This is a genomic window from Acinetobacter sp. LipI_23 (assembly GCF_058243045.1).
Genome location: NZ_JBZAYJ010000001.1, coordinates 2418170 through 2437622, shown reverse-complemented (window position 1 = coordinate 2437622; position 19453 = coordinate 2418170). Strand labels below are relative to the sequence as shown.

General features: G+C 41.5%; 18 protein-coding genes. 12 read left to right on the top strand and 6 right to left on the bottom strand.

Annotation, left to right across the window (positions count from 1 at the left end; genetic code table 11):
• Positions 1-19: 19 nt before the first annotated feature.
• Positions 20-1381, bottom strand: coding sequence for an alanine/glycine:cation symporter family protein (locus AC4CVD_RS12030; protein ID WP_004695773.1), 1362 nt, complete (start codon positions 1379-1381; stop codon positions 20-22).
• 331 nt (positions 1382-1712) lie between these two features.
• Here AC4CVD_RS12030 and AC4CVD_RS12025 point away from each other — a divergent pair, with 331 nt between their 5' ends.
• The 6 genes from AC4CVD_RS12025 (at position 1713) to AC4CVD_RS12000 (ending at position 7398) form a co-directional block, all read left to right on the top strand.
• The gene (locus AC4CVD_RS12025) at positions 1713-3116 is read left to right on the top strand and encodes an amino acid permease (RefSeq protein ID WP_419276804.1); all 1404 of its coding nucleotides are present in this window, start codon (positions 1713-1715) and stop codon (positions 3114-3116) included.
• A gap of 133 nt (positions 3117-3249) precedes the next feature.
• Positions 3250-3474 carry a hypothetical protein gene (locus AC4CVD_RS12020; RefSeq protein WP_004982578.1) on the top strand — a complete coding sequence of 75 codons (225 nt, stop codon included), beginning with the start codon at positions 3250-3252 and terminating at the stop codon, positions 3472-3474.
• A gap of 32 nt (positions 3475-3506) precedes the next feature.
• The gene (gene lysA / locus AC4CVD_RS12015) at positions 3507-4757 is read left to right on the top strand and encodes a diaminopimelate decarboxylase (protein WP_078425372.1); all 1251 of its coding nucleotides are present in this window, start codon (positions 3507-3509) and stop codon (positions 4755-4757) included.
• Between the two features lie 6 nt (positions 4758-4763).
• Positions 4764-5609 (top strand): diaminopimelate epimerase, encoded by an 846-nt coding sequence (gene dapF / locus AC4CVD_RS12010; protein ID WP_004695783.1) that lies wholly within the window; start codon positions 4764-4766, stop codon positions 5607-5609.
• A 154-nt stretch (positions 5610-5763) separates the two neighbouring features.
• A complete protein-coding gene (locus tag AC4CVD_RS12005) occupies positions 5764-6675 on the top strand; it encodes a tyrosine recombinase XerC (protein WP_490753519.1) in 912 nt (303 codons plus the stop codon).
• Positions 6676-6999: 324 nt separating this feature from the next.
• Positions 7000-7398, top strand: coding sequence for a hypothetical protein (locus AC4CVD_RS12000; protein ID WP_490753197.1), 399 nt, complete (start codon positions 7000-7002; stop codon positions 7396-7398).
• On the opposite strand, the gene AC4CVD_RS11995 is transcribed toward AC4CVD_RS12000, so the two are convergent.
• On the bottom strand, positions 7325-7930 hold the full coding sequence (locus tag AC4CVD_RS11995) for a GNAT family N-acetyltransferase (RefSeq protein WP_419381257.1): 606 nt from the start codon (positions 7928-7930) through the stop codon (positions 7325-7327). The two genes, AC4CVD_RS12000 and AC4CVD_RS11995, sit on opposite strands and share 74 nt — an antisense overlap.
• Positions 7930-8424, bottom strand: a complete 495-nt coding sequence (locus tag AC4CVD_RS11990; RefSeq protein WP_004695793.1) for an Lrp/AsnC family transcriptional regulator — start codon at positions 8422-8424, stop codon at positions 7930-7932. The genes AC4CVD_RS11995 and AC4CVD_RS11990 overlap by 1 nt, the downstream gene beginning before the upstream one ends.
• Before the next feature lie 114 nt (positions 8425-8538).
• Between AC4CVD_RS11990 and AC4CVD_RS11985 the strand changes: the two genes are divergently transcribed.
• From AC4CVD_RS11985 to AC4CVD_RS11960, 6 genes are all read left to right on the top strand, one after another.
• Positions 8539-9144 (top strand): LysE family translocator, encoded by a 606-nt coding sequence (locus AC4CVD_RS11985; protein WP_419381256.1) that lies wholly within the window; start codon positions 8539-8541, stop codon positions 9142-9144.
• A gap of 481 nt (positions 9145-9625) precedes the next feature.
• Positions 9626-10378, top strand: coding sequence for an electron transfer flavoprotein subunit beta/FixA family protein (locus AC4CVD_RS11980; RefSeq protein WP_005400499.1), 753 nt, complete (start codon positions 9626-9628; stop codon positions 10376-10378).
• 17 nt (positions 10379-10395) lie between these two features.
• Positions 10396-11331, top strand: a complete 936-nt coding sequence (locus tag AC4CVD_RS11975; protein WP_078426455.1) for an FAD-binding protein — start codon at positions 10396-10398, stop codon at positions 11329-11331.
• Between the two features lie 295 nt (positions 11332-11626).
• Positions 11627-12235: a hypothetical protein gene (locus tag AC4CVD_RS11970; protein WP_490753196.1), complete on the top strand. Its 609-nt coding sequence runs from the start codon at positions 11627-11629 to the stop codon at positions 12233-12235.
• Between the two features lie 306 nt (positions 12236-12541).
• Entirely contained in the window at positions 12542-15523 is a 2982-nt protein-coding gene (gene gyrA, locus AC4CVD_RS11965) for a DNA gyrase subunit A (protein WP_490753195.1), read from the top strand.
• Positions 15524-15596: 73 nt separating this feature from the next.
• Complete coding sequence (locus AC4CVD_RS11960; RefSeq protein WP_114837183.1) at positions 15597-16040, top strand: DUF3887 domain-containing protein; 444 nt, start codon at positions 15597-15599, stop codon at positions 16038-16040.
• A 33-nt stretch (positions 16041-16073) separates the two neighbouring features.
• On the opposite strand, the gene AC4CVD_RS11955 is transcribed toward AC4CVD_RS11960, so the two are convergent.
• The 3 genes from AC4CVD_RS11955 to AC4CVD_RS11945 are packed head-to-tail and all read right to left on the bottom strand — an operon-like array spanning position 16074 to position 19437.
• A complete protein-coding gene (locus AC4CVD_RS11955) occupies positions 16074-17162 on the bottom strand; it encodes an ABC transporter permease (RefSeq protein WP_490753194.1) in 1089 nt (362 codons plus the stop codon).
• Positions 17159-18289 (bottom strand): ABC transporter permease, encoded by a 1131-nt coding sequence (locus tag AC4CVD_RS11950; RefSeq protein ID WP_490753193.1) that lies wholly within the window; start codon positions 18287-18289, stop codon positions 17159-17161. Before AC4CVD_RS11950 ends, AC4CVD_RS11955 begins: the two co-directional genes overlap by 4 nt.
• Positions 18289-19437: an HlyD family secretion protein gene (locus AC4CVD_RS11945; RefSeq protein ID WP_490753192.1), complete on the bottom strand. Its 1149-nt coding sequence runs from the start codon at positions 19435-19437 to the stop codon at positions 18289-18291. Before AC4CVD_RS11945 ends, AC4CVD_RS11950 begins: the two co-directional genes overlap by 1 nt.
• Positions 19438-19453: the final 16 nt, after the last annotated feature.

Sequence of the window (19453 nt, the reverse complement as noted above, 5' to 3'; positions counted from 1 at the left end):
ATGTGCTTTGAAAATAACCTTAGTACAACTCACCTGATTTACGCTTTTCGACAAAATCACGTGACTCTTTCACAATCACCGTTGACAGCAATAACAAGGCAATTAAGTTTGGAACCGCCATTAAACCATTAAAGGTGTCGGCAAATAGCCAGACTAAATCAAGTGATGCTACGCAACCAATAAAGACTGACGCGATGTAAATGAGACGGTACAGCAGAACATACTTTTCACCGAGTAAATAAGTACAGCATTTTTCGCCGTAATAGCACCAACCTAAAATGGTGGAATAAGCGAAGAACACAATACCAAAAGTTACGATCCAGCCTCCGACACCCGGCAGTAATTGGTTAAAAGTATGGGTGGTTAATACCGCGCCTGTTTCGCCACCAAAACTATTGCCCGCCATAATAAAGCCCATGACCAAAACGATCCCTGTAATACTACAAACGATAATGGTATCGATAAACGTACCTGTCATTGAGACTAAGCCTTGACGTGCAGGGTGGTCGGTTTTTGCAGCAGCGGCAGCAATGGGTGCTGAACCCATCCCAGCTTCATTTGAGAAGACGCCACGAGCGACACCGTAACGAATGACAGCACCAATTGCGCCACCTGCTACCGCTTCACCAGTAAAGGCATCACGGAAGATCAGTTCAAGTGCAGGCATGACGAGTTCAAGATGGTTGAAGATAATAATGAGGCCACCGAGGACATAGCCAATCGCCATAATCGGTACGATGAAAGAAGCGGCTTTAGAAATAGATTTAATCCCGCCTAAAATAACCAAAGCGGAGAATACCGTAATGACGATACCTGTGATCCATGTCGCAACTCCCGTACTGTTTTCAACAGCGAGCGCAACTGTGTTGGATTGTACTGAGCTGCCAATCCCAAAAGACGCCAAGGTGCCAAATAGTGCAAAAATCAGTGCTAACCATTTCCATTTTAGACCGCGTTCAATGTAGTACATTGGACCGCCAGACATTTCACCTTTTTCATTTTTGATTCGGTATTTAACTGCCAGTACGCCTTCACCATATTTGGTTGCCATACCGAACAGGGCTGTCATCCACATCCAAAACACCGCACCTGGGCCACCAAGGACACAAGCGGTTGCAACACCGGCGATATTACCCGTACCAATGGTGGCAGAGAGTGCTGTCATGAGGGATGCAAAGTGCGAGATATCTCCTGCATGAGAATGTGCTTGGTCATGTTTGCCAAAGACTTGTTTAAAGGCCAGAGGCAACATGCGAATTTGCCAGAAGAACAAGCGTAATGTGAGGAATATCCCTGTTCCGACAATGAGGACCAACATATAGGGTCCCCAGACCCAACCACTGATGGTTTCCATAAAAGTTTGTAAACTTTGTGTATTCATTTTTCTTTTAGTCCTCTATGTTTTAAAACTTGAAATTTCTAGAAAAATTTTGAGTTTTATTAAGCAATTGATATGCCACAGTCATGCTTCCTGCACGATTTTTTATTGATTTTTAGTCTTGTTGTATTTGTTACACGGAAATTTATTTTTGACAAGTGTTTTGCTGATTTTTTCAACAGGAACTTTTACGTGTCCTTTGTCGTGTTAAATATAAGAAAAATTAATTAACTTTTCAAAAGATGTTGAAAATATAGATTAATACAATTTTATTTTTATTTTTTTGTTCTTTTCGGGTAATTTTGGCGACTGGAAATAAAAGACGACATCAAGAATGAGTTTAGAAAATACAGAATCGACCTCTGAACAAGGTGATTTAAAACGGAGTTTATCCAACCGCCATTTGCAACTCATTGCGATTGGCGGTGCGATTGGTACAGGTTTATTTATGGGGTCGGGGAAGACGATTAGTCTCGCTGGGCCATCTATTTTAATCATTTACATGATTATTGGTTTTATGGTGTTTTTGGTCATGCGCGCGCTTGGCGAATTACTGCTGTCTAACTTGAAGTACAAATCGTTTATCGATTTCTCTACCGATTTGATCGGACCGTGGGCAGGCTATTTCGTTGGTTGGACCTATTGGTTATGTTGGATCACGATTGGTATTGCGGACTTATCAGCCATTATTTATTACCTTCAGTTCTTTAATGGAGGTATGCCGTTCACACCTGGGGAAGGGGTGATGATCAGTGTTGCGGCCATTGTGTTCATCATGGGCTTGAACTTGGTCACGGTGAAACTGTTTGGTGAGCTGGAGTTCTGGTTTGCACTGATTAAGATTATTGCCATTGTGGTGTTGATTGCCGTTGGTCTATGGATGATCTTTACAGGGTTCACTTCAACGACGGGTGAAATTGCATCATTTAGTCATCTTTGGTCACATGGCGGAATATTCCCAACAGGCGTGACGGGCTTCCTAGCGGGTTTCCAAATTGCGATCTTTGCCTTTGTGGGTGTAGAGCTGGTCGGTACCACAGCTGCTGAAACCAAAGACCCAGAAAAGAATTTGCCTAAAGCGGTGAACTCGATTCCAATTCGTATCATTATTTTCTATGTACTGTCTTTAGTAATTGTGATGTCAGTGACACCATGGAACGTGATTGATCCTGCGGTTTCGCCTTTTGTGAACTTGTTTAGTCAAGCGGGTATTGCAGCAGCAGCAATCATCATGAACTTGGTGGTATTGTCTTCTGTGATGTCATCAATGAACAGTGGTGTGTTTTCAACGTCGCGTATGTTGTTTGGTTTGTCTCGTGAAGATCAAGGGCCAAAAGCATTTGGCCACTTAAACAAGCGTGCTGTTCCTGCAAATGCATTGTACTTTTCAGCAATTTGTTTATTGTTAGGTGCTGCACTACAGTACTTTGTACCAAATACTGTTGAAGCCTTTACTTTGGCAACTACACTGTCGACGATTTTGTTTATCTGCGTCTGGATTATGATTATCTGGAGCTACATTGTGTATTACAAAACACGTCCAGAGTTACATGCAAAATCGACCTTTAAACTACCAGGTGGTCTCTTTACCTGTTGGTTTGTGATCGTTTTCTTCATTGGCGTGATCTATGTGTTATCACTAGAAGCCGATACCATGAAAGCTTTAATGGTGAGTCCAATTTGGTTCATCATTTTGATTATTGGTTATTTTGGTTTCTACAAACCGAAACATAAATAATCGATACGATTGAGAAAAACGCCAGTCTTTAACTGGCGTTTTTTTTTAACTCACTATAATCTTTAGCGCTTAGTGGTTTGGTCATGCATGTTGATCAGGTTATACTTCTTCAAAATATCAAATAGGTGATCAGATGCGTTCTGTCATTTGCTGCATCAGTGTCTTGGTGATGAGTACTGCATTCGTCGGTTGTGGTCAGTCTGGTACATTACATATGCCAAATGATCCAAACTACGACAAGCGAGCGAAATATTTGCTTTATAAAGACGCAGCATCTAAGCCGTCTGCACAAAAGGAAGATACAGCGCCTGTTAAGCAAGAGTTTGCTGCACCTTCAGTTGAAACCAATCAGCCTTAATACCTTAAACGCTTCATAGAAAGGATACATTCATGAGTTTTACCCGCAATCATGGGGTTTTGCACGCTGAGCAATGCTCGCTGCAACAGCTTGCGCAGCAATTTGGTACACCACTGTATGTTTATTCAAAAGCGACTTTTGAAAAACACTTTACAGAGATGGATCGTGCTTTTGACTTTATCGATCATCAAATTTGTTTTGCGGTTAAGTCAAACTCAAACATTGCGGTATTGAATGTCCTTGCAAAGCTCGGTGCAGGTTTTGATATTGTGACCGGTGGAGAACTGGCTCGTGTACTAAAAGCGGGTGGCGATGCTTCTAAAATTGTCTTTTCGGGTTTAGGTAAAACTGAGATTGATGTTCAAAAAGCATTAGAAGTGGGTATTGCATGCTTCAATGTCGAGTCTCATGCAGAGCTGGATCGTATTCAAAAAGTTGCAGCGAAGCTCGGCAAAAAAGCACCCATTTCATTGCGTGTCAATCCAGATGTAGATGCGAAAACGCATCCTTATATTTCAACAGGGCTGAAAGAAAATAAATTTGGGATTCCATCAGATACAGTTTTTGAAACCTATCAATATGCTGCAACGCTGCCGAATTTAGACATTATTGGTATTGACTGTCATATTGGTTCACAGCTGACTGAAACACAGCCTTTTGTGGATGCGCTAGATCGCGTGATTGTGATGATCGATCAGCTTAAAACCATGGGTATTCAGCTGAAACACATCGATATTGGTGGTGGTTTAGGTGTGACCTATAAAGATGAAGTGCCGCCTACCGTTTTTGAATATGCCAATGCAATGAAGCCCGCTTTAGAAAAATTGGGTTTGAAAGTGTATATGGAACCAGGACGCAGTATTTCGGCAAATGCAGGAGTACTCCTGACCAAAGTAGATTTACTCAAACCGACCATTCACCGGAACTTTGCGATTATTGACGCAGCCATGAACGACTTGATTCGTCCTGCACTGTATGAAGCATGGATGGATATTCAGCCCGTTACACCACATTCGGATATCGAGGCAAAAGAGTGGGATGTGGTTGGTGCGATTTGTGAAACAGGTGATTTCTTAGGTAAAGAGCGTGTGCTTGCACTCAAAGAAAATGACGTACTGGCGGTATTGGGTGCTGGTGCTTATGGTTTTGTCATGAGTTCAAATTACAACAGTCGTGGTCGTGCCGCTGAAGTGATGGTGGATGGTGAAAACGCACATTTGATTCGTGAGCGTGAAACCATTGAGTCGCTTTGGGACAAAGAACGTTTATTGCCTGAAGGATAATTCAAGATGTTATTAGAATTTACCAAAATGCATGGTCTAGGCAATGACTTTATGGTGGTCGATTTAATCAGTCAAAGAGCATTCCTTGATACTGTTACGATTCAGCGCTTGGCGGATCGCCATTTCGGCATCGGTTTTGATCAGTTGTTGATTGTTGAGCCACCTGATTTACCCAATGTCGACTTCAAATACCGTATTTTCAATGCTGATGGTTCTGAAGTTGAACAATGTGGTAATGGCGTGCGCTGCTTTGCACGCTTTGTACATGAGCGTCAGCTCACTACAAAAACCAAGATTAAAGTGCAAACCAAGGCAGGGATTGTAGAACCCGAACTCGGTCAAAATGGCTGGGTACGCGTGAATATGGGCTATCCAAAATTCTTACCACAGGAAATTCCATTTATTGCGGATGCACCAGAAGCATTGTATGACATTGCTTTGGCGAACAATGAGCAATTGACCATTGATGTGGTGAATATGGGTAACCCTCATGCAGTTACTATCGTTCCTGATGTAATTACAGCTGATGTTGCGCGTCTAGGGCCTCAGGTTGAATCGCATGAGCGTTTTCCGCAGCGTGTGAATGCAGGGTTTATGCAAATCATTGATGAAAAGCATGCGCGCTTACGAGTGTTTGAACGTGGAGTAGGCGAAACCTTGGCCTGTGGAACAGGAGCTTGTGCGGCTGCGATTTCAGGTATGCGCCGTGGTTTACTCGATTCATCTGTTGAGATTGAGCTCGCAGGTGGTAAGTTGCATATTGAATGGCGTGAAGGTGATGTGGTTTGGATGACGGGTCCAACCTCAAATGTCTACGAAGGACGTATCGATCTGAGTTACTATCAAAACTAAGTTTAGCGTCATAAAAAAAGCACTGATTCATCAGTGCTTTTTTTATGAAAAATGAACATAGGCATATAAAGAGCTGAGACAGTGCTACTATGCAAAAGCCAATTAATTTTTCACCGAATAGAACTATAGAGGCTGACTTGTGACTTTTGAGCCGATGCAACTGCTCGCGATGTGGTTAAAACAACGAGAAATACAAAATCAGTCTGTTCATACTTTGCAGGCCTATGAACGAGATGTGTCTGATTTTTTGCTATTTTGCGAACAGAAAAAGCTTGAGTTGGGCGATGTTGAAGCCACTGATTTACGCGAATTTATTGCACAAAAAGTTGAATATCAACAGTTGAGCTCTAGTAGTTTACAGCGGATGTTGTCTTCTATTCGTCAGTTTATGAAATGGGCTGAGCAGGGGCAACATTTGGCTTTTAACCCCGCCGATGACTTTCAACTTAAACGTAAACCTCGTCCTTTACCTGGGCTAGTGGATATTGAAACTATCAATCAAATTTTGGATCAGGCCTTGCCTGAGAAAGAAGTCGAACAGCAAATGTGGTATCGAGACAAAGCTTTGCTAGAGTTGCTTTATGCCAGTGGATTACGTTTAGCAGAAGTGCAAGGCTTAAGAATTAAAGATATCGACTTTAACCGACAGTTACTGCGTATTACAGGTAAGGGGAATAAAACTCGGGTTGTGCCTTTTGGTTCTAAAGCCAAAGATGCAGTAATGAAATGGCTGAGCATTTATCCGCTATGGAATGGTGATTTTGTGCCCAACGCACAAGTTTTTATTACTCAAAAGGGCAATCCTTTGGGGATGCGCCAGATTGAAAATCGGGTTAAGTTTCAAGCACAGCGTGCAGGCGTAAATATCGATCTGCATCCGCATTTACTACGCCATTGTTTTGCTAGTCATATGCTGTCAAACAGTGGTGATCTGCGCGCAGTGCAGGAAATGTTAGGACACAGTAATTTAAGTACCACCCAAATTTATACCCATGTCGATTTTGACCGACTGGCTCAAGTGTATGATCAGACGCATCCACGAGCACAGCAAAAGGTGAAAGCTTAGTTCATTCATACTTTAAAAATAGTGTCACAGAATGCATGCACTATAGCGCTGTGTTTTAGGTTAAATGCCAAAGGTCAGAACAAACGGCGTAAACACATCCGTTGATAACTATTGTACGCACTAGGGCGTCTGTGATATTCGGCATTATTCTTGCTTTCATCAACTTGATCAATAAGTATCAATGATCGCTCACTTTTGTTAGAAAAAGTGTGATTATGAACTTTTGTAGAATAATAAATCGGCAAAAAATAGAGTATAAACTTAAAAGAGGATGGGCTTAATGTTCCTGTTTAATGAAACTGTAGATTTAAGCTTATATTGAAGATGACAAATGTGAAAATAGGTCAGTATATGATTTCAGATATACAAGCAAAGTATGATCAACTCAGCTCCGCGCAAAAAGATATTTTTGAGGGCTATGGTTTGCGTCAGGTCAAACACTTTGTTGAAATTAGTTTAGCCAATATTGAGCCTGTACTGCCTGAAAATGCATTTGTTCAAGGCGTCAATGCAGCAGGTAAAGTTCAGGCTTTTAATGCAGAGACTGGGCAATACTATTTATGGATTTCCGATTTACAGTGGCAAGCGACTGCACAGCCCTCAAATAGCATTGATTTAAAAGACGACTTTCTTGAAGTCTGGAAAATTTTTAATCTTGGACAATATGAATTGATTGATTTAAGTCATATTCATCGTGATTTTTTAGAAAGTCAGTTGGCTTAATAGCATAGAGTGTATGTCGAAGCAGTGGGCTATTTTGGTCGAGTTTAGGATGATTAAAATAGCCACGATGTTGCATGCCGAGACGTTTCATTACCGCTTCAGAAGCCCTATTTTGAACTGCGGTAAAAGCAACAACCTCATCCAAGTTTAAAACCGAAAAAGCAAAATATAGGCAAGCCCGTGCAGCTTCTGTGGCATAACCCTGATGCCAAAATTTCGAGTCCAATCGCCAACCAATTTCGACACAGGGTGAAAAATCAAAGCGCTCAGGTTGAGCATGTAAGCCTGTAAATCCAATGAACTCCTGACTATGTTTCAGTTCGACTGCCCAAAAGCCCCAACCATTTTGATTGATGAATTGCTGAAACGTTTGCGCAAGGGCATCGCTTTGTGTTTGCGTGAGTGGACTAGGAAAATAACGCATCACTTGAGCATCGGCATTTAACTGCGCAAATGCAGGAAAGTCATCTGCGTGCCAAGCTCTTAGACGTAAACGCGTCGTTTCTATCGCAAAATTTAAATGCGCTGACATTAGATTTCATCAAGCGGCAGTTGGAAACTTTGTTTAATGATTTGACTTGGCAAGTCTGTTTTGACACTGGTAATGCCATTCTTTTTGGTCAAATGCGTGGATTGGAACTCACGATAGCTTTCTAAATCGGGGACCACAACTTTCAGCATTGCATCGCATTCCCCTAAAATAATGTAGCATTCCATGACTTGAGGGAGCTCTTTCATGGCTTCAATAAAGGTGTCGATGGTTTCGGCATCTTGACCGACCAGCCAAATGCGCGAGAACAGAATCAGTTGAAGGCCAATTTTTTGTGGATCGACCACTGTAGTATAATTTTGAATAACACCTGCTTCTTCTAATAGTTTGACGCGTCTTAGGCACGAAGACGGCGATAGACCGATTTCTCGTGCTAAGTCATTATTTTGAATGCGGCCATTGTCTTGTAAGTGGCGAATGATATTTTTATCAATACGGTCAAGTTTTATGCGCACAGACTTTGGTGATTGTTTCATATCTTAGAATATAATTTGAAAAATACGTTTTATTATAGAATAAATTGAAAGCCAATTTTGTATTATTTCGCACATACTAATTTTCACTTTCTAATGGATGAAAGGGGAAAGGAAATGTCTGTATATGTACTCTTTGCACTGACCGTGCTGCCGCTGATTTTTACACCTGGGCCAGATATGTTATTTATTCTGTCTCAAGTTATGGGCAAAGATGCAAAAGCAGGCATGATGGCGACTATCGGTGTATGTACAGGCTATTTACTACATTCAATTTTAGTGGCTTTGGGTATTGCTGCCATTATTGTGTCTTTCCCGCTTTTGTTTGAAACCATCCGCTGGCTGGGTATTGCATATTTGTTGTATTTGGCCTTTGGTTTATTAAAGTCGGTTTTTAGCACTAAAAAATTGCAACTAGACCGAAAAACGGAAAATAACCCGATCAAAAAGGGCTTTTTTACCGCACTGTTAAATCCCAAAGGTATGCTTATCTATTTTGCGATCTTGCCGCAATTTATCGATAAATCTGCCAATGCTGTCAGTCAAGGTTTGATTTTATCTTTACTCTTTATCGCGATGATTTTTGTGGTCTATTGTAGTTTGAGTCTGGTTTTTGCAAAACTGACACAGAAGTCCCCAATAGATGAACGTAAGCAAAAATGGATTGATGGCACTTCAGGTGGGCTGTTGGCATTGGCCGCGACATGGCTGATTGCCAATTAAACTCAGAGAAGCATGTCAGAATGGCATGCTTTTTTTTGAGGAAGTTTTTTAGATTGGTTAATAAAGCAGCAATATTGTGTCATCGTATGTCTAGAATAATGAGTATTTGAATCTAAGGCTGTGTGATCTATCTTAAATGACAGATTTGTGAAGCCCGATAAAGATGTGAACAGACAGTCAATAATCTAAATAGCGGTGAATATTAGAGAAAAGAAATCAAATCTTTGAATAATGTAAATCAAATAAAAATATAATAAAAATCATAACTTAATCTGAGTGCGATTTTGTGCAAATATAGTGCGTACAAAAAAGTATGAACGCGTCGTTCAGCTAAATTTACGCATTTTTACAGCTCTTTGGTGAATTGTGACTTGACCGAAATGCCGTACACATTGCAAGATAGGGCACCTAAAAAAATTTAAGTGAAGAGTTAAACTAACTTTTCTCAACATTTACATTTGCTAAAACAGCCGAGGATTACATGAAGGCTCTTGTTGCTGTAAAACGTGTGGTTGATGCCAACGTTAAAGTTCGCGTTAAGCCGGACAACAGTGGTGTTGACTTAACCAACGTTAAAATGTCAATTAACCCATTCTGTGAAATCGCAGTGGAAGAAGCGGTTCGCTTAAAAGAAAAAGGAACTGTTTCAGAAATCATCGTTGTTTCTATTGGTCCTAAAGAAGCGCAAGAGCAAATCCGTTCTGCAATGGCGCTTGGTGCTGACCGCGGTATTTTAGTTGAAGCTGATGACAGCCAACTGGGTGCTTTAGAAATTGCGAAAGTGTTGAAAGGCGTTGTTGACGCTGAACAACCTCAGTTGATTCTTCTTGGTAAGCAAGCAATTGACGATGACTCTAACCAAGTCGGCCAAATGCTTGGTGCGCTTCTAGGTGCAGGTCAAGGTACTTTTGCTTCTGAAGTTAAAGTTGATGGCGACAAAGTACAAGTAACTCGTGAAATCGACGGTGGTTTACAAACTGTTGAACTTGCACTTCCAGCGATCATCACCACTGACTTACGTTTGAACGAGCCACGTTATGCTGCTCTTCCAAACATCATGAAAGCGCGTAAAAAACCGCTGGATACCAAGTCTCCTGCTGATTTTGGTGTTTCTACAACAACTAAACTTAAAACAGTTAAAGTTGAAGCGCCTGCTGAACGTAAAGCTGGCGTACAAGTGAAGTCTGTAGACGAACTTGTAGAAAAACTAAAAAATGAAGCGAAAGTGATCTAATACAGAAGGATAAAATCATGAGTATTTTAGTTATCGCTGAGCACGACAACAAAGCACTAAATGGTGCAACTTTAAACGTTGTTGCTGCAGCTCAAAAAATCGGTGGTGATATCACTGTATTAGTTGCTGGTTCTGGCGCTCAAGCTGTTGCTGATGCTGCTGCAAAAGTTGCGGGTGTAAGCAAAGTATTACTTGCTGACAACGCAGTTTACGCAAACCAATTGGCTGAAAACGTTGCAGCTTTGGTTGCAGATATTGCTAAAGGTGGTTTCAAACACGTATTGGCTGCATCAACTACAACGGGTAAGAATATTCTTCCACGTGTGGCTGCACTTCTTGATGTCAGCATGATTACAGACATCATTGCTGTTGAATCTGCAAATACGTTCAAGCGTCCAATCTATGCAGGTAACGCGATTGCAACAGTTCAGTCTGATGAAGCAATCATTGTTGGTACTGTACGTGGTACAGCATTTGACCCTGTCGCTGCTGAAGGTGGTTCTGCTGCGGTTGAAGCTGTAAGCGAAGCAAAAAATGCGGGTATCTCTAAGTTTGTTGCTGAAGAGATCGTAAAATCTGAACGCCCAGAATTAACTGCTGCGCGTATCGTGGTTTCAGGTGGTCGTGGTGTGGGTTCAGGTGAGAACTACCATACTGTTCTTGATCCATTGGCTGACAAATTGGGCGCTGCTCAAGGTGCATCACGTGCTGCGGTTGACGCTGGCTTCGTTCCAAACGACATGCAAGTAGGTCAAACAGGTAAAATTGTTGCTCCTGATCTGTATATCGCTGTAGGTATCTCTGGTGCGATCCAGCACTTGGCAGGTATGAAAGACTCTAAAGTGATCGTTGCGATCAACAAAGACGAAGAAGCACCTATCAATGCAGTAGCAGATTACTGGTTAGTAGGTGATTTGAATACCGTTGTTCCAGAGTTAGTATCTAAAATCTAATTCCTGACAACGTTTCAAAAAAACGCTTTTGTGCAAGCAGTTTAAGCAATGCTTAACTACCATGTGCAGGAGCGTTTTTTTATGCGCGTAAATCATTCTCAATATTATAAGAAATCAAATCACTCGATATTTATTTTGTTATTTTAAATCATTGTATTCTGCAAATAATAATGAAAATTTAAGCATTTCTTAAGTTGAGTGTGCATCTGAATATTCAGATTTATGATACTATTTGCCATCCATTTTTAAGCTTAACTTACATAAAACTTTTTTTGTTAAGTTGGGAGTTGTAATCTTGCTGATTGATACTCGCGTATCTTGGTCTGTTCTGATCCTTGCTGTTCTGTGTTTAATTTTTCCATTTTTAGCTGATCTACAGTTTCCACTTTTAGGTGGTGCTGTTGTACGCGGCGTGGAAAATATTCAAGCGTTACTTTTATTGATATTTGCTGTATTTAGCTATTTTTACATGCAACCGATGCATCTTCCTGATGGTAAAAAGTATTTTTGGATCTGGGCTGTGTTGTGGTGGTTACTTTTGTTTGGACGTAGCACCAGTTGGGGTAGAGACTATTTCCCTGAAGTCCCAAAAGTATATTTTCGTGGCATCTCGGTAGTTTTGATTGGTTCAGTCGTGTTTATGTTGTTGGTTAAACCATTGCGCCATGAGATTGCGACAAAAATGAAGAACATTACGATACCTGCTTGGGCAATGCTGCTCACGGTGTTGGGTTTGATTATTTCTGACGGCATTGAACACAGTCGCATTTATGGTGGAATTTTCTTACATCAGATTGCATATAAAGACCTTATGGAGGAGCTGTATGAGTTTCCTTTAATACTGGGTTTGTTTATGGTTGCATTTCATATTATGCAGCGCGATAAGCAAGGGATCGATCAGTAAGTCCAAAGATAGGCAAGACATGGCTTAAAGCTCTCAAAAATGAGGGCTTTTTTGCATTTTATGCAACGCTGATAGGGAATGTGATGGAGCTGTAAATGTACATCCTATACATGTGTAAAAAATAACCCCTAAATTAAAGAAAATTAACGAGATTAACTGTGGTGACGTGACACAAAAATCAGAGTGTTTATGCTATAATTTACGGCTATATTTCAGTTTTTAGTTCAGTATTTTGAACTAATAATTTTGCAAGTTTTACGACATATAAATGCAAGCGGTTTTACGTTTGTAGAATAAGGAGTATGCATGAGCGTATCGGAAATCAGACCGATTGCGATTGAGGATGAACTCAAGAACTCGTATCTTGACTATGCAATGAGCGTGATTGTTTCTCGTGCTTTGCCAGATGTTCGAGATGGTCTAAAACCTGTTCATCGTCGTGTGCTTTATGCAATGCACGAATTGGGTAATGACTACAACAAAGCTTATAAAAAGTCTGCCCGCGTGGTTGGTGATGTGATCGGTAAATATCACCCACACGGTGATTCTGCTGTTTATGAAACCATTGTTCGTATGGCTCAAGACTTTAGCTTGCGTTATCAATTGGTTGATGGTCAGGGGAACTTTGGTTCGGTCGATGGCGATAGCGCAGCTGCGATGCGTTATACCGAAGTTCGTATGCGTAAGTTGACTCATGAAATCCTTGCTGATCTTGAAAAAGATACGGTGGATTGGGAAGACAACTACGACGGCTCTGAACGTATTCCGCAAGTGATGCCAACGCGTATTCCTAACTTACTGATTAACGGTACTACAGGTATTGCTGTGGGTATGGCGACCAATATGGCGCCGCACAACATGACTGAAGTAGTGAACGCTTGTTTGGCCTATGCTGAAAACCCAAATATTTCAATTGAAGGATTGATGGAATATATTTCGGGTCCAGACTTTCCTACAGGTGGCATTATTTACGGTAAAGCGGGCATTGTTGATGCTTACCGTACGGGTAAAGGTCGTTTGCATATTCGTGGTAAATACCACTTTGAAGAAGACCAAAAAACAGGTCGTACCACGATCGTTTTCACAGAAATTCCATATCAAGTCAACAAAGCAAGAACGATTGAGCGTATCGCTGAGTTGGTGAAAGAGAAAAAACTGGAAGGTATTTCTGAGCTACGTGATGAATCTGACAAAGACGGGATGCGTATTGCCATTGACTTAAAGCGTGGTGAAAACGCTGAAGTTGTGGTAAATAACTTATTCCAAAACACGCAGTTGGAAAACTCTTTCAGCATTAACATGGTGTGCTTAGACAACGGCCAGCCAAAGTTAATGAACTTGAAAGACATTGTTGCGGCATTTATTCGTCACCGCCAAGAAGTAGTGACGCGTCGTACCATGTTTGAATTGCGCAAAGCACGTGAACGTGGCCATATTTTAGAGGGTTTGACGGTAGCATTAGCAAATATTGATGCGATCATTGAAACCATTAAAACTTCTGCAAACCCAGCTGAGGCGCGTGAGCGTTTACAAGCAGGTGAGTGGGCAGCTGGGAATGTAATTGCACTGCTTGAAAAAGCAGGTTCTGTTTCTGTACGTCCAGACGAAATTGAAGGTGAAGATCCAAGTCGTCCGTTTGGTTTAGATGGTCAGATATATCGTTTATCGCCTGCGCAAGTTGGTGCGATTCTTGAACTTCGTTTGCACCGTTTAACGGGTCTTGAACAAGACAAGTTACAAGCTGAATATACTGAAATTTTAGGTCAAATTGCTGAACTTACAGCTATTTTAAATGACTTCAATTTATTGATGGCAGTGATTAAAGAAGAATTAGCTTTAATTTTGCAACAATACGGCGATGCTCGTCGTACCGCAATTGTTGAGTCTCGTATTGACTTCTCGCGTGAAGATTTAATTCCTGAAGAGCAAGTGGTACTGACTGTTTCAAAAACAGGTTATGCGAAAACTCAACCGCTTTCAGACTATGCTGCGCAGCGTCGTGGTGGACGTGGTAAATCTGCGACCTCGATGAAAGAAGATGATTACATCCAGCATCTGATTGTGACATCTAACCATGCCACAGTGTTGTGCTTTACCAATGTTGGTAAAGTCTATCGCCTGAGAGTGTTTGAAGTGCCTCAAGCATCGCGTGGTTCGAAGGGTCGCCCAATGGTGAACTTATTGCCACTGGATGCCGATGAGACGATCACAGCAATTCTTCCTGTGATTGATGCGCCGAAGAAATTTAAAGAACGCTTAGCTGAGTTCAAAAACTTTGTGCGTAGCAATGTCGCGATATTACGTGAAAATAGTATTATCGACGCACATTATGAAGCGTTAAAAGCTTCATTCGATGAGTTGGCTGAAGATGCTGATGAACTCTCTGATGCATTACGTAAGCAATTGAAAGAGTTGGGTGTTGAGCTTTCAACAACAGATTTGGACAATGAAACCGTTGTTGAATTTGCTGATCTTGCAGAGAAAATGCGTAAGAACTTCTTTGTATTTATGGCAACAGCGTCTGGTACAGTCAAGCGTGTTGAATTAGAGCAATTTAGTAATGTTCGTTCAAATGGTTTACGTGCAATTGAGCTGAAAGAAGAAGATACCTTGATTGGTGTTGCAATCACCGATGGCGAACAGCAAATTATGTTGTTCTCAAATGAAGGTAAAGCAATCCGCTTCTCTGAAACTGATGCACGTGTGATGGGACGTACTGCAAAAGGGGTGCGTGGTATGCGTGTCACTTTAGCTGCAGCCCAGGCCGAAGATGATGTTGAAACTGACACAGATTCAGATGATGAAGAATCTTCTGATTTAAATGTGGCGAGCCGTATTGTTTCATTAGTTGTTGTGCCTGAAACTGGCGAAGTACTGTGTGCTTCTGCAAATGGTTATGGTAAACGTACGCCAGTGGACGACTTCCCAACCAAGAAACGTGGTGGTAAAGGTGTTATTGCCATCAAAACATCTGAACGTAATGGTGAGTTGGTCGGTGCGGTTGCCATTGATGAATCTAAAGAGTTGATGTTGATTTCTGATGGCGGTACTTTAGTTCGTACTCGTGCATCTGAAGTTGCTAGAACGGGTCGTAATGCACAAGGTGTACGTCTGATTCGTTTAGGTAATGAAGAAATCTTGGTCGGTGTCGTTGCTGTTGAAGCGGTTGAAGTCGAAGACGATATTTTAGATGCTTCTATGGAAACAACTGAAGAAACTGTGGTTGACGAAGTAAATGTAGATGCATCTGAAAATACAACAGATACCTATACATCGAACGAAGACTAACTGAATGAAAAAGAAAAGGGCGCTTCGGCGTCCTTTTTCATATTGGCGATGACCTAGTGGTGGATAAGATTTTATGAAAGCAAAATTACTGGTTTTGAGTTGTGCGTTGGCTTTAACAGCGTGTGATAAATTGGGACAACAGGCATTGGATTCGATCCCAAATCCGAGTCCTGCTCAAGAGAAAGCAGCTCAGCAAGCTTATCAAGCCTTTACTCAGGGCGATTTTCCGCAGCTCTATACTTATTTTGAGCCAGAGTTACAGCGTGAATTTAAAACTCATGAAAAAGACATGCGAAAATTTGCAAAATCGATTCCTAAACAAGCCATAACGACTCAAAAAATTGTATCGAAACACATTGAAAAATCGACGGAAAAACCAAGTTTGTATGCAGTTACCTATGAGTATGCTTATAGCAATAAAAACCTAGTTCAATACGATGTTGGTTTTGACAAAGCCGGCGGAAGCACAAAAATTCGCAGCTTTGATGTCAAACTTTATGGGGCTTCAACGGATTAAATTGGTAGGATTGCTATCAATAGGTTCTAAAATTTAGCGATGCTTGAGACGCCAATAAGCAAATGCTGCGCACGCTATACCAAACACAAAGAGATACAGTAGTTTCGGCAGAATAAGTGTAGTTGGTACACCCATTTGGTTCAGTTGAATAAACATTTGAATCCCTTGGGTCGATGGCAAAACATTGCCCAAGTATTGCATCCAAGCGGGCATTGCGGCGTGTGGCCATGCTGTTCCTGAAAGTAGAAATAGCGGAATAGAGGTAAATACAATGACATGTCCTGCACGCTCAGGCATATCGAAAAATGTTGAAATCAACATGCCTAAAGCCACGATACAGCCTATAAAAATCGGCACGGCCAGTAACATGCCACTAAAATTTCCCCCATGTGGGTAGTCATTTAACCAATAAATAAAGCCAAATAAATATAAACAACCGAGCATACCAATGGTCAGAATGGCGCAAAAAATCGCAAAAAATTCCGTCGTCGTTGGTCGCCATTTCTGTTCGCGGTATCCAGCCAATAACATCCCTAAACCGAGCACGATGGTTTGATGAATAATCAGTGGAGCAATGGCGGGGAAAATATAACTGCCATAACCCGACATGGTGTTAAAAAGCGGCGTTTGATGAATGGAAATAGCTGGAGAAAAGTGCGAAATATTGCCAAATTTTTCCACGTGCTCGCGTACAGCATTTTCAATTGAGGTAGCGAGACCTAGTCCAATTTGCTTGGTTTTTAAGAAGTTTGCCGCGCTGAGATAGAGCCCAATCCCACCGACTTCGCCATGCCGAAGACTATTGGAAAGATTTTCGGGTAAGAGCAAAATACCATCGGCTTGCTGTTGTTTAATCATATTTTCAGCATCGAGGAAATTGCCTGTCACAGCTTTCACTTCAACATTTGGACTTAGCGAAACTTGCTGAATGATGTTATTGGTCACGATACTTTGTTCTTCATCCACAATCACAATGGGCAAAGCTTCTGCTTGCTGTGCTTTGTAGGCAGTCGGATAGAAAACACTATAGAAAATTACCGAGAGGATGAGCGTGGTTAAAATCGACTGATTAGCGATAATGTCTTTAAATGTCTTGAGGTAATAGTGCAAAAATGACTTCATGATACTGCTCCTTTGCTTCGTTTTTTGAGCAGCAGGACAGAGGTTACAGTGTAAAAGACCACATAGAGGATAAGTATGAGTAAAGGCAACAGCGATGAACTGATTGGGCTACCAATGACCCATTGTTCGGTTTGTAATTTTGCATAGGGTGTGTAAGGGATAATATTGGCCCAAAATTTGGTAAACAGTGGTGCGTTATTTAAGGGGAGAGTCACTCCTGCAAAACTGAGTGATGAGCCGCCGTACACAGCAATTAAACCAAAGGTTTTGGATAAGTTGTTGGTGGCTAAAACAATGGTGCTACTGATCAAGGCATAGGCACTATAAAATAAAAGCTGTGCCAACATGATCAACCAAAGTTGACCTGCAACAAACCAACCGCGAATCTCAATCAGCCAAAACATCCACGCCCATGTCCATAAGCTAAAAATTAGTACATAGGTCAGATTCTTAGAGAGGATGGCTTTAAAAGCAGATTGGTTGTTTAGCCAATTTTGCGCTGTATGAAACTTAAATTCTTGACCGACTGAAAACGCGACACAGCAGCAGAGTAGTAAATGCAAAATTGCAGGAATCATAAAGGGTTCTAAATAGAACTCATAACTCAAATTTGGGTTGTATAAGGTCGAAATTTTAACGTGTGGTGTAGGTACATCTAAATAAGGAATAGTATTTTCTAAATAGCTTTCACCAGCATAGTCTGCCATGGCTTCAACTGTGCTGAGTAACATGGCTGATGAAATGGTGTTCCCCACACTAAAGTAACTTTGGTTATAGGCGATGCTGATTTCAGCATCTTTAGCTTGAACAAAACGTTGTTCGGCGCCATTGGGAATACTGACGTAACCCCAAACTTTGGTTTGGTTCAGCAGCTTTTCAACTTCGGTATTTTGATCACTGACGATGGCGACATCTAAAGTATGGTTGAGTCTCAAGTAGCGCTGTATGTTTTGGCTTAGCTCGCTTTGGTCCTGATCAATAATCGCAATAGGCAAATGTTCAGGTTTACCTTGGGCAAACATACTGGAAAACAGCACGATAATAAACAGTGGGGCAAGCGTGACTAAACATAGATCCCACTTATGCTTCAGTAAATAGTTCAGTTCCCGCAGTAGCCCGCTTAGCATTATTTGCTCTCTTTGACTTTAAACAACACACTCATGCCAACTTTTAGGTCTGGAATGGCTTGCGCAGGCGTTAAATGAACTTTAAAGCTACGAATGTCATAGCCTCCTGTTTGGCGTGTGGTTTTAATGGTGGCAAATTCGCCTTCGGCATCAATATTCTTAATATTAAAGTTGGTATGTAGATTTAAGGCTGGAATAAAGCCTTCAATTTGTTTTGCCTGATAGATGTTGGCGTATTGGTCTTCACGAATATTCAGTGATACCCAAAGCTCGCGATCTTGAATAATACTGACAATCGGTACCCCCATCGCTACCAATTCAGAGGGTTTGCCATAGGTTTTAGACACGGTACCGTCAATAGGTGAGAGTAGTTTGGTTTCAGCTTCAAGTGCATTGACTTCAGCAACAGCTGCTTTTGCAATTTGCACTTGCGCATCTGCTGAACTTTTTTGCTGTGGAGTGCTGCCACGTTCAGCCCGAGCATATTGTTGATATGCGGCTTCTGTCATTTGAGCAGCTGATTGCGCCGCAGCATGCATTTCATCGCGGCGTTGGCGTGAGATGACACCTTGTTGGTACAAGTTTGCACCACGTTGATAGGTGGTTTGTGCCAAAGTTTGCTGTGCTTTCAGTGCTTGCCAGTTGGCGTATAAACTCGCAATATTTTCTTCCTGAGAGCCACGATCAGCGGTGGACTGGAGTGCTAAAGCAGCTTGTAAGCTGGCTAATGCTTGCTGTTTTTTGGCATCGACTTCAGGGCTATACAGTCGAACGAGTTCTTGGTTTTTACTGATCTTCTGTCCGTCATGGACATAAATTTCATCAATTCGACTTGGCACTTTGGTACTGACATGGATCGTTTCTGCCTCAACCCGACCTTGGATTTCAACCGTTTTCGGTTGATAGGCCTTCCACAGTCCAAAAGCAATCACGATGAATAGAATAATAAGAGCAAGGCCCCCAATCAGCTTGATCGCTTTGGACTTTTGCTCGGTGTTCGTATTGACTGATGCTGGCTCAATCTGTTCGCTCTCAGTCTGTGCCTGCTCTTGAGTATCATTTGTGGTTAATTCCTCTGTTGATGGCACCGCTTGATCTTCTTGTTTTTCAGGTTTTTGCGGACCAGATTGGTTTTGATCTTGATTCATTAAATGGCTCTCATCA

What these genes read in the sequence shown, in the direction of transcription:
- AC4CVD_RS11975 (WP_078426455.1), top strand. Translation starts at nt 10,396, where the DNA reads ATGAGTATTTTAGTTATCGCTGAGCACGACAACAAAGCACTAAATGGT.
- AC4CVD_RS11945 (WP_490753192.1), bottom strand. Translation starts at nt 19,437, where the DNA reads ATGAATCAAGATCAAAACCAATCTGGTCCGCAAAAACCTGAAAAACAA.
- AC4CVD_RS11955 (WP_490753194.1), bottom strand. Translation starts at nt 17,162, where the DNA reads ATGAAGTCATTTTTGCACTATTACCTCAAGACATTTAAAGACATTATC.
- AC4CVD_RS12025 (WP_419276804.1), top strand. Translation starts at nt 1,713, where the DNA reads ATGAGTTTAGAAAATACAGAATCGACCTCTGAACAAGGTGATTTAAAA.
- dapF (WP_004695783.1), top strand. Translation starts at nt 4,764, where the DNA reads ATGTTATTAGAATTTACCAAAATGCATGGTCTAGGCAATGACTTTATG.
- gyrA (WP_490753195.1), top strand. Translation starts at nt 12,542, where the DNA reads ATGAGCGTATCGGAAATCAGACCGATTGCGATTGAGGATGAACTCAAG.
- AC4CVD_RS11985 (WP_419381256.1), top strand. Translation starts at nt 8,539, where the DNA reads ATGTCTGTATATGTACTCTTTGCACTGACCGTGCTGCCGCTGATTTTT.
- AC4CVD_RS11995 (WP_419381257.1), bottom strand. Translation starts at nt 7,930, where the DNA reads ATGTCAGCGCATTTAAATTTTGCGATAGAAACGACGCGTTTACGTCTA.
- AC4CVD_RS12020 (WP_004982578.1), top strand. Translation starts at nt 3,250, where the DNA reads ATGCGTTCTGTCATTTGCTGCATCAGTGTCTTGGTGATGAGTACTGCA.
- AC4CVD_RS11950 (WP_490753193.1), bottom strand. Translation starts at nt 18,289, where the DNA reads ATGCTAAGCGGGCTACTGCGGGAACTGAACTATTTACTGAAGCATAAG.
- lysA (WP_078425372.1), top strand. Translation starts at nt 3,507, where the DNA reads ATGAGTTTTACCCGCAATCATGGGGTTTTGCACGCTGAGCAATGCTCG.
- AC4CVD_RS11960 (WP_114837183.1), top strand. Translation starts at nt 15,597, where the DNA reads ATGAAAGCAAAATTACTGGTTTTGAGTTGTGCGTTGGCTTTAACAGCG.
- AC4CVD_RS12005 (WP_490753519.1), top strand. Translation starts at nt 5,764, where the DNA reads ATGCAACTGCTCGCGATGTGGTTAAAACAACGAGAAATACAAAATCAG.
- AC4CVD_RS11990 (WP_004695793.1), bottom strand. Translation starts at nt 8,424, where the DNA reads ATGAAACAATCACCAAAGTCTGTGCGCATAAAACTTGACCGTATTGAT.
- AC4CVD_RS11980 (WP_005400499.1), top strand. Translation starts at nt 9,626, where the DNA reads ATGAAGGCTCTTGTTGCTGTAAAACGTGTGGTTGATGCCAACGTTAAA.
- AC4CVD_RS12000 (WP_490753197.1), top strand. Translation starts at nt 7,000, where the DNA reads ATGACAAATGTGAAAATAGGTCAGTATATGATTTCAGATATACAAGCA.
- AC4CVD_RS12030 (WP_004695773.1), bottom strand. Translation starts at nt 1,381, where the DNA reads ATGAATACACAAAGTTTACAAACTTTTATGGAAACCATCAGTGGTTGG.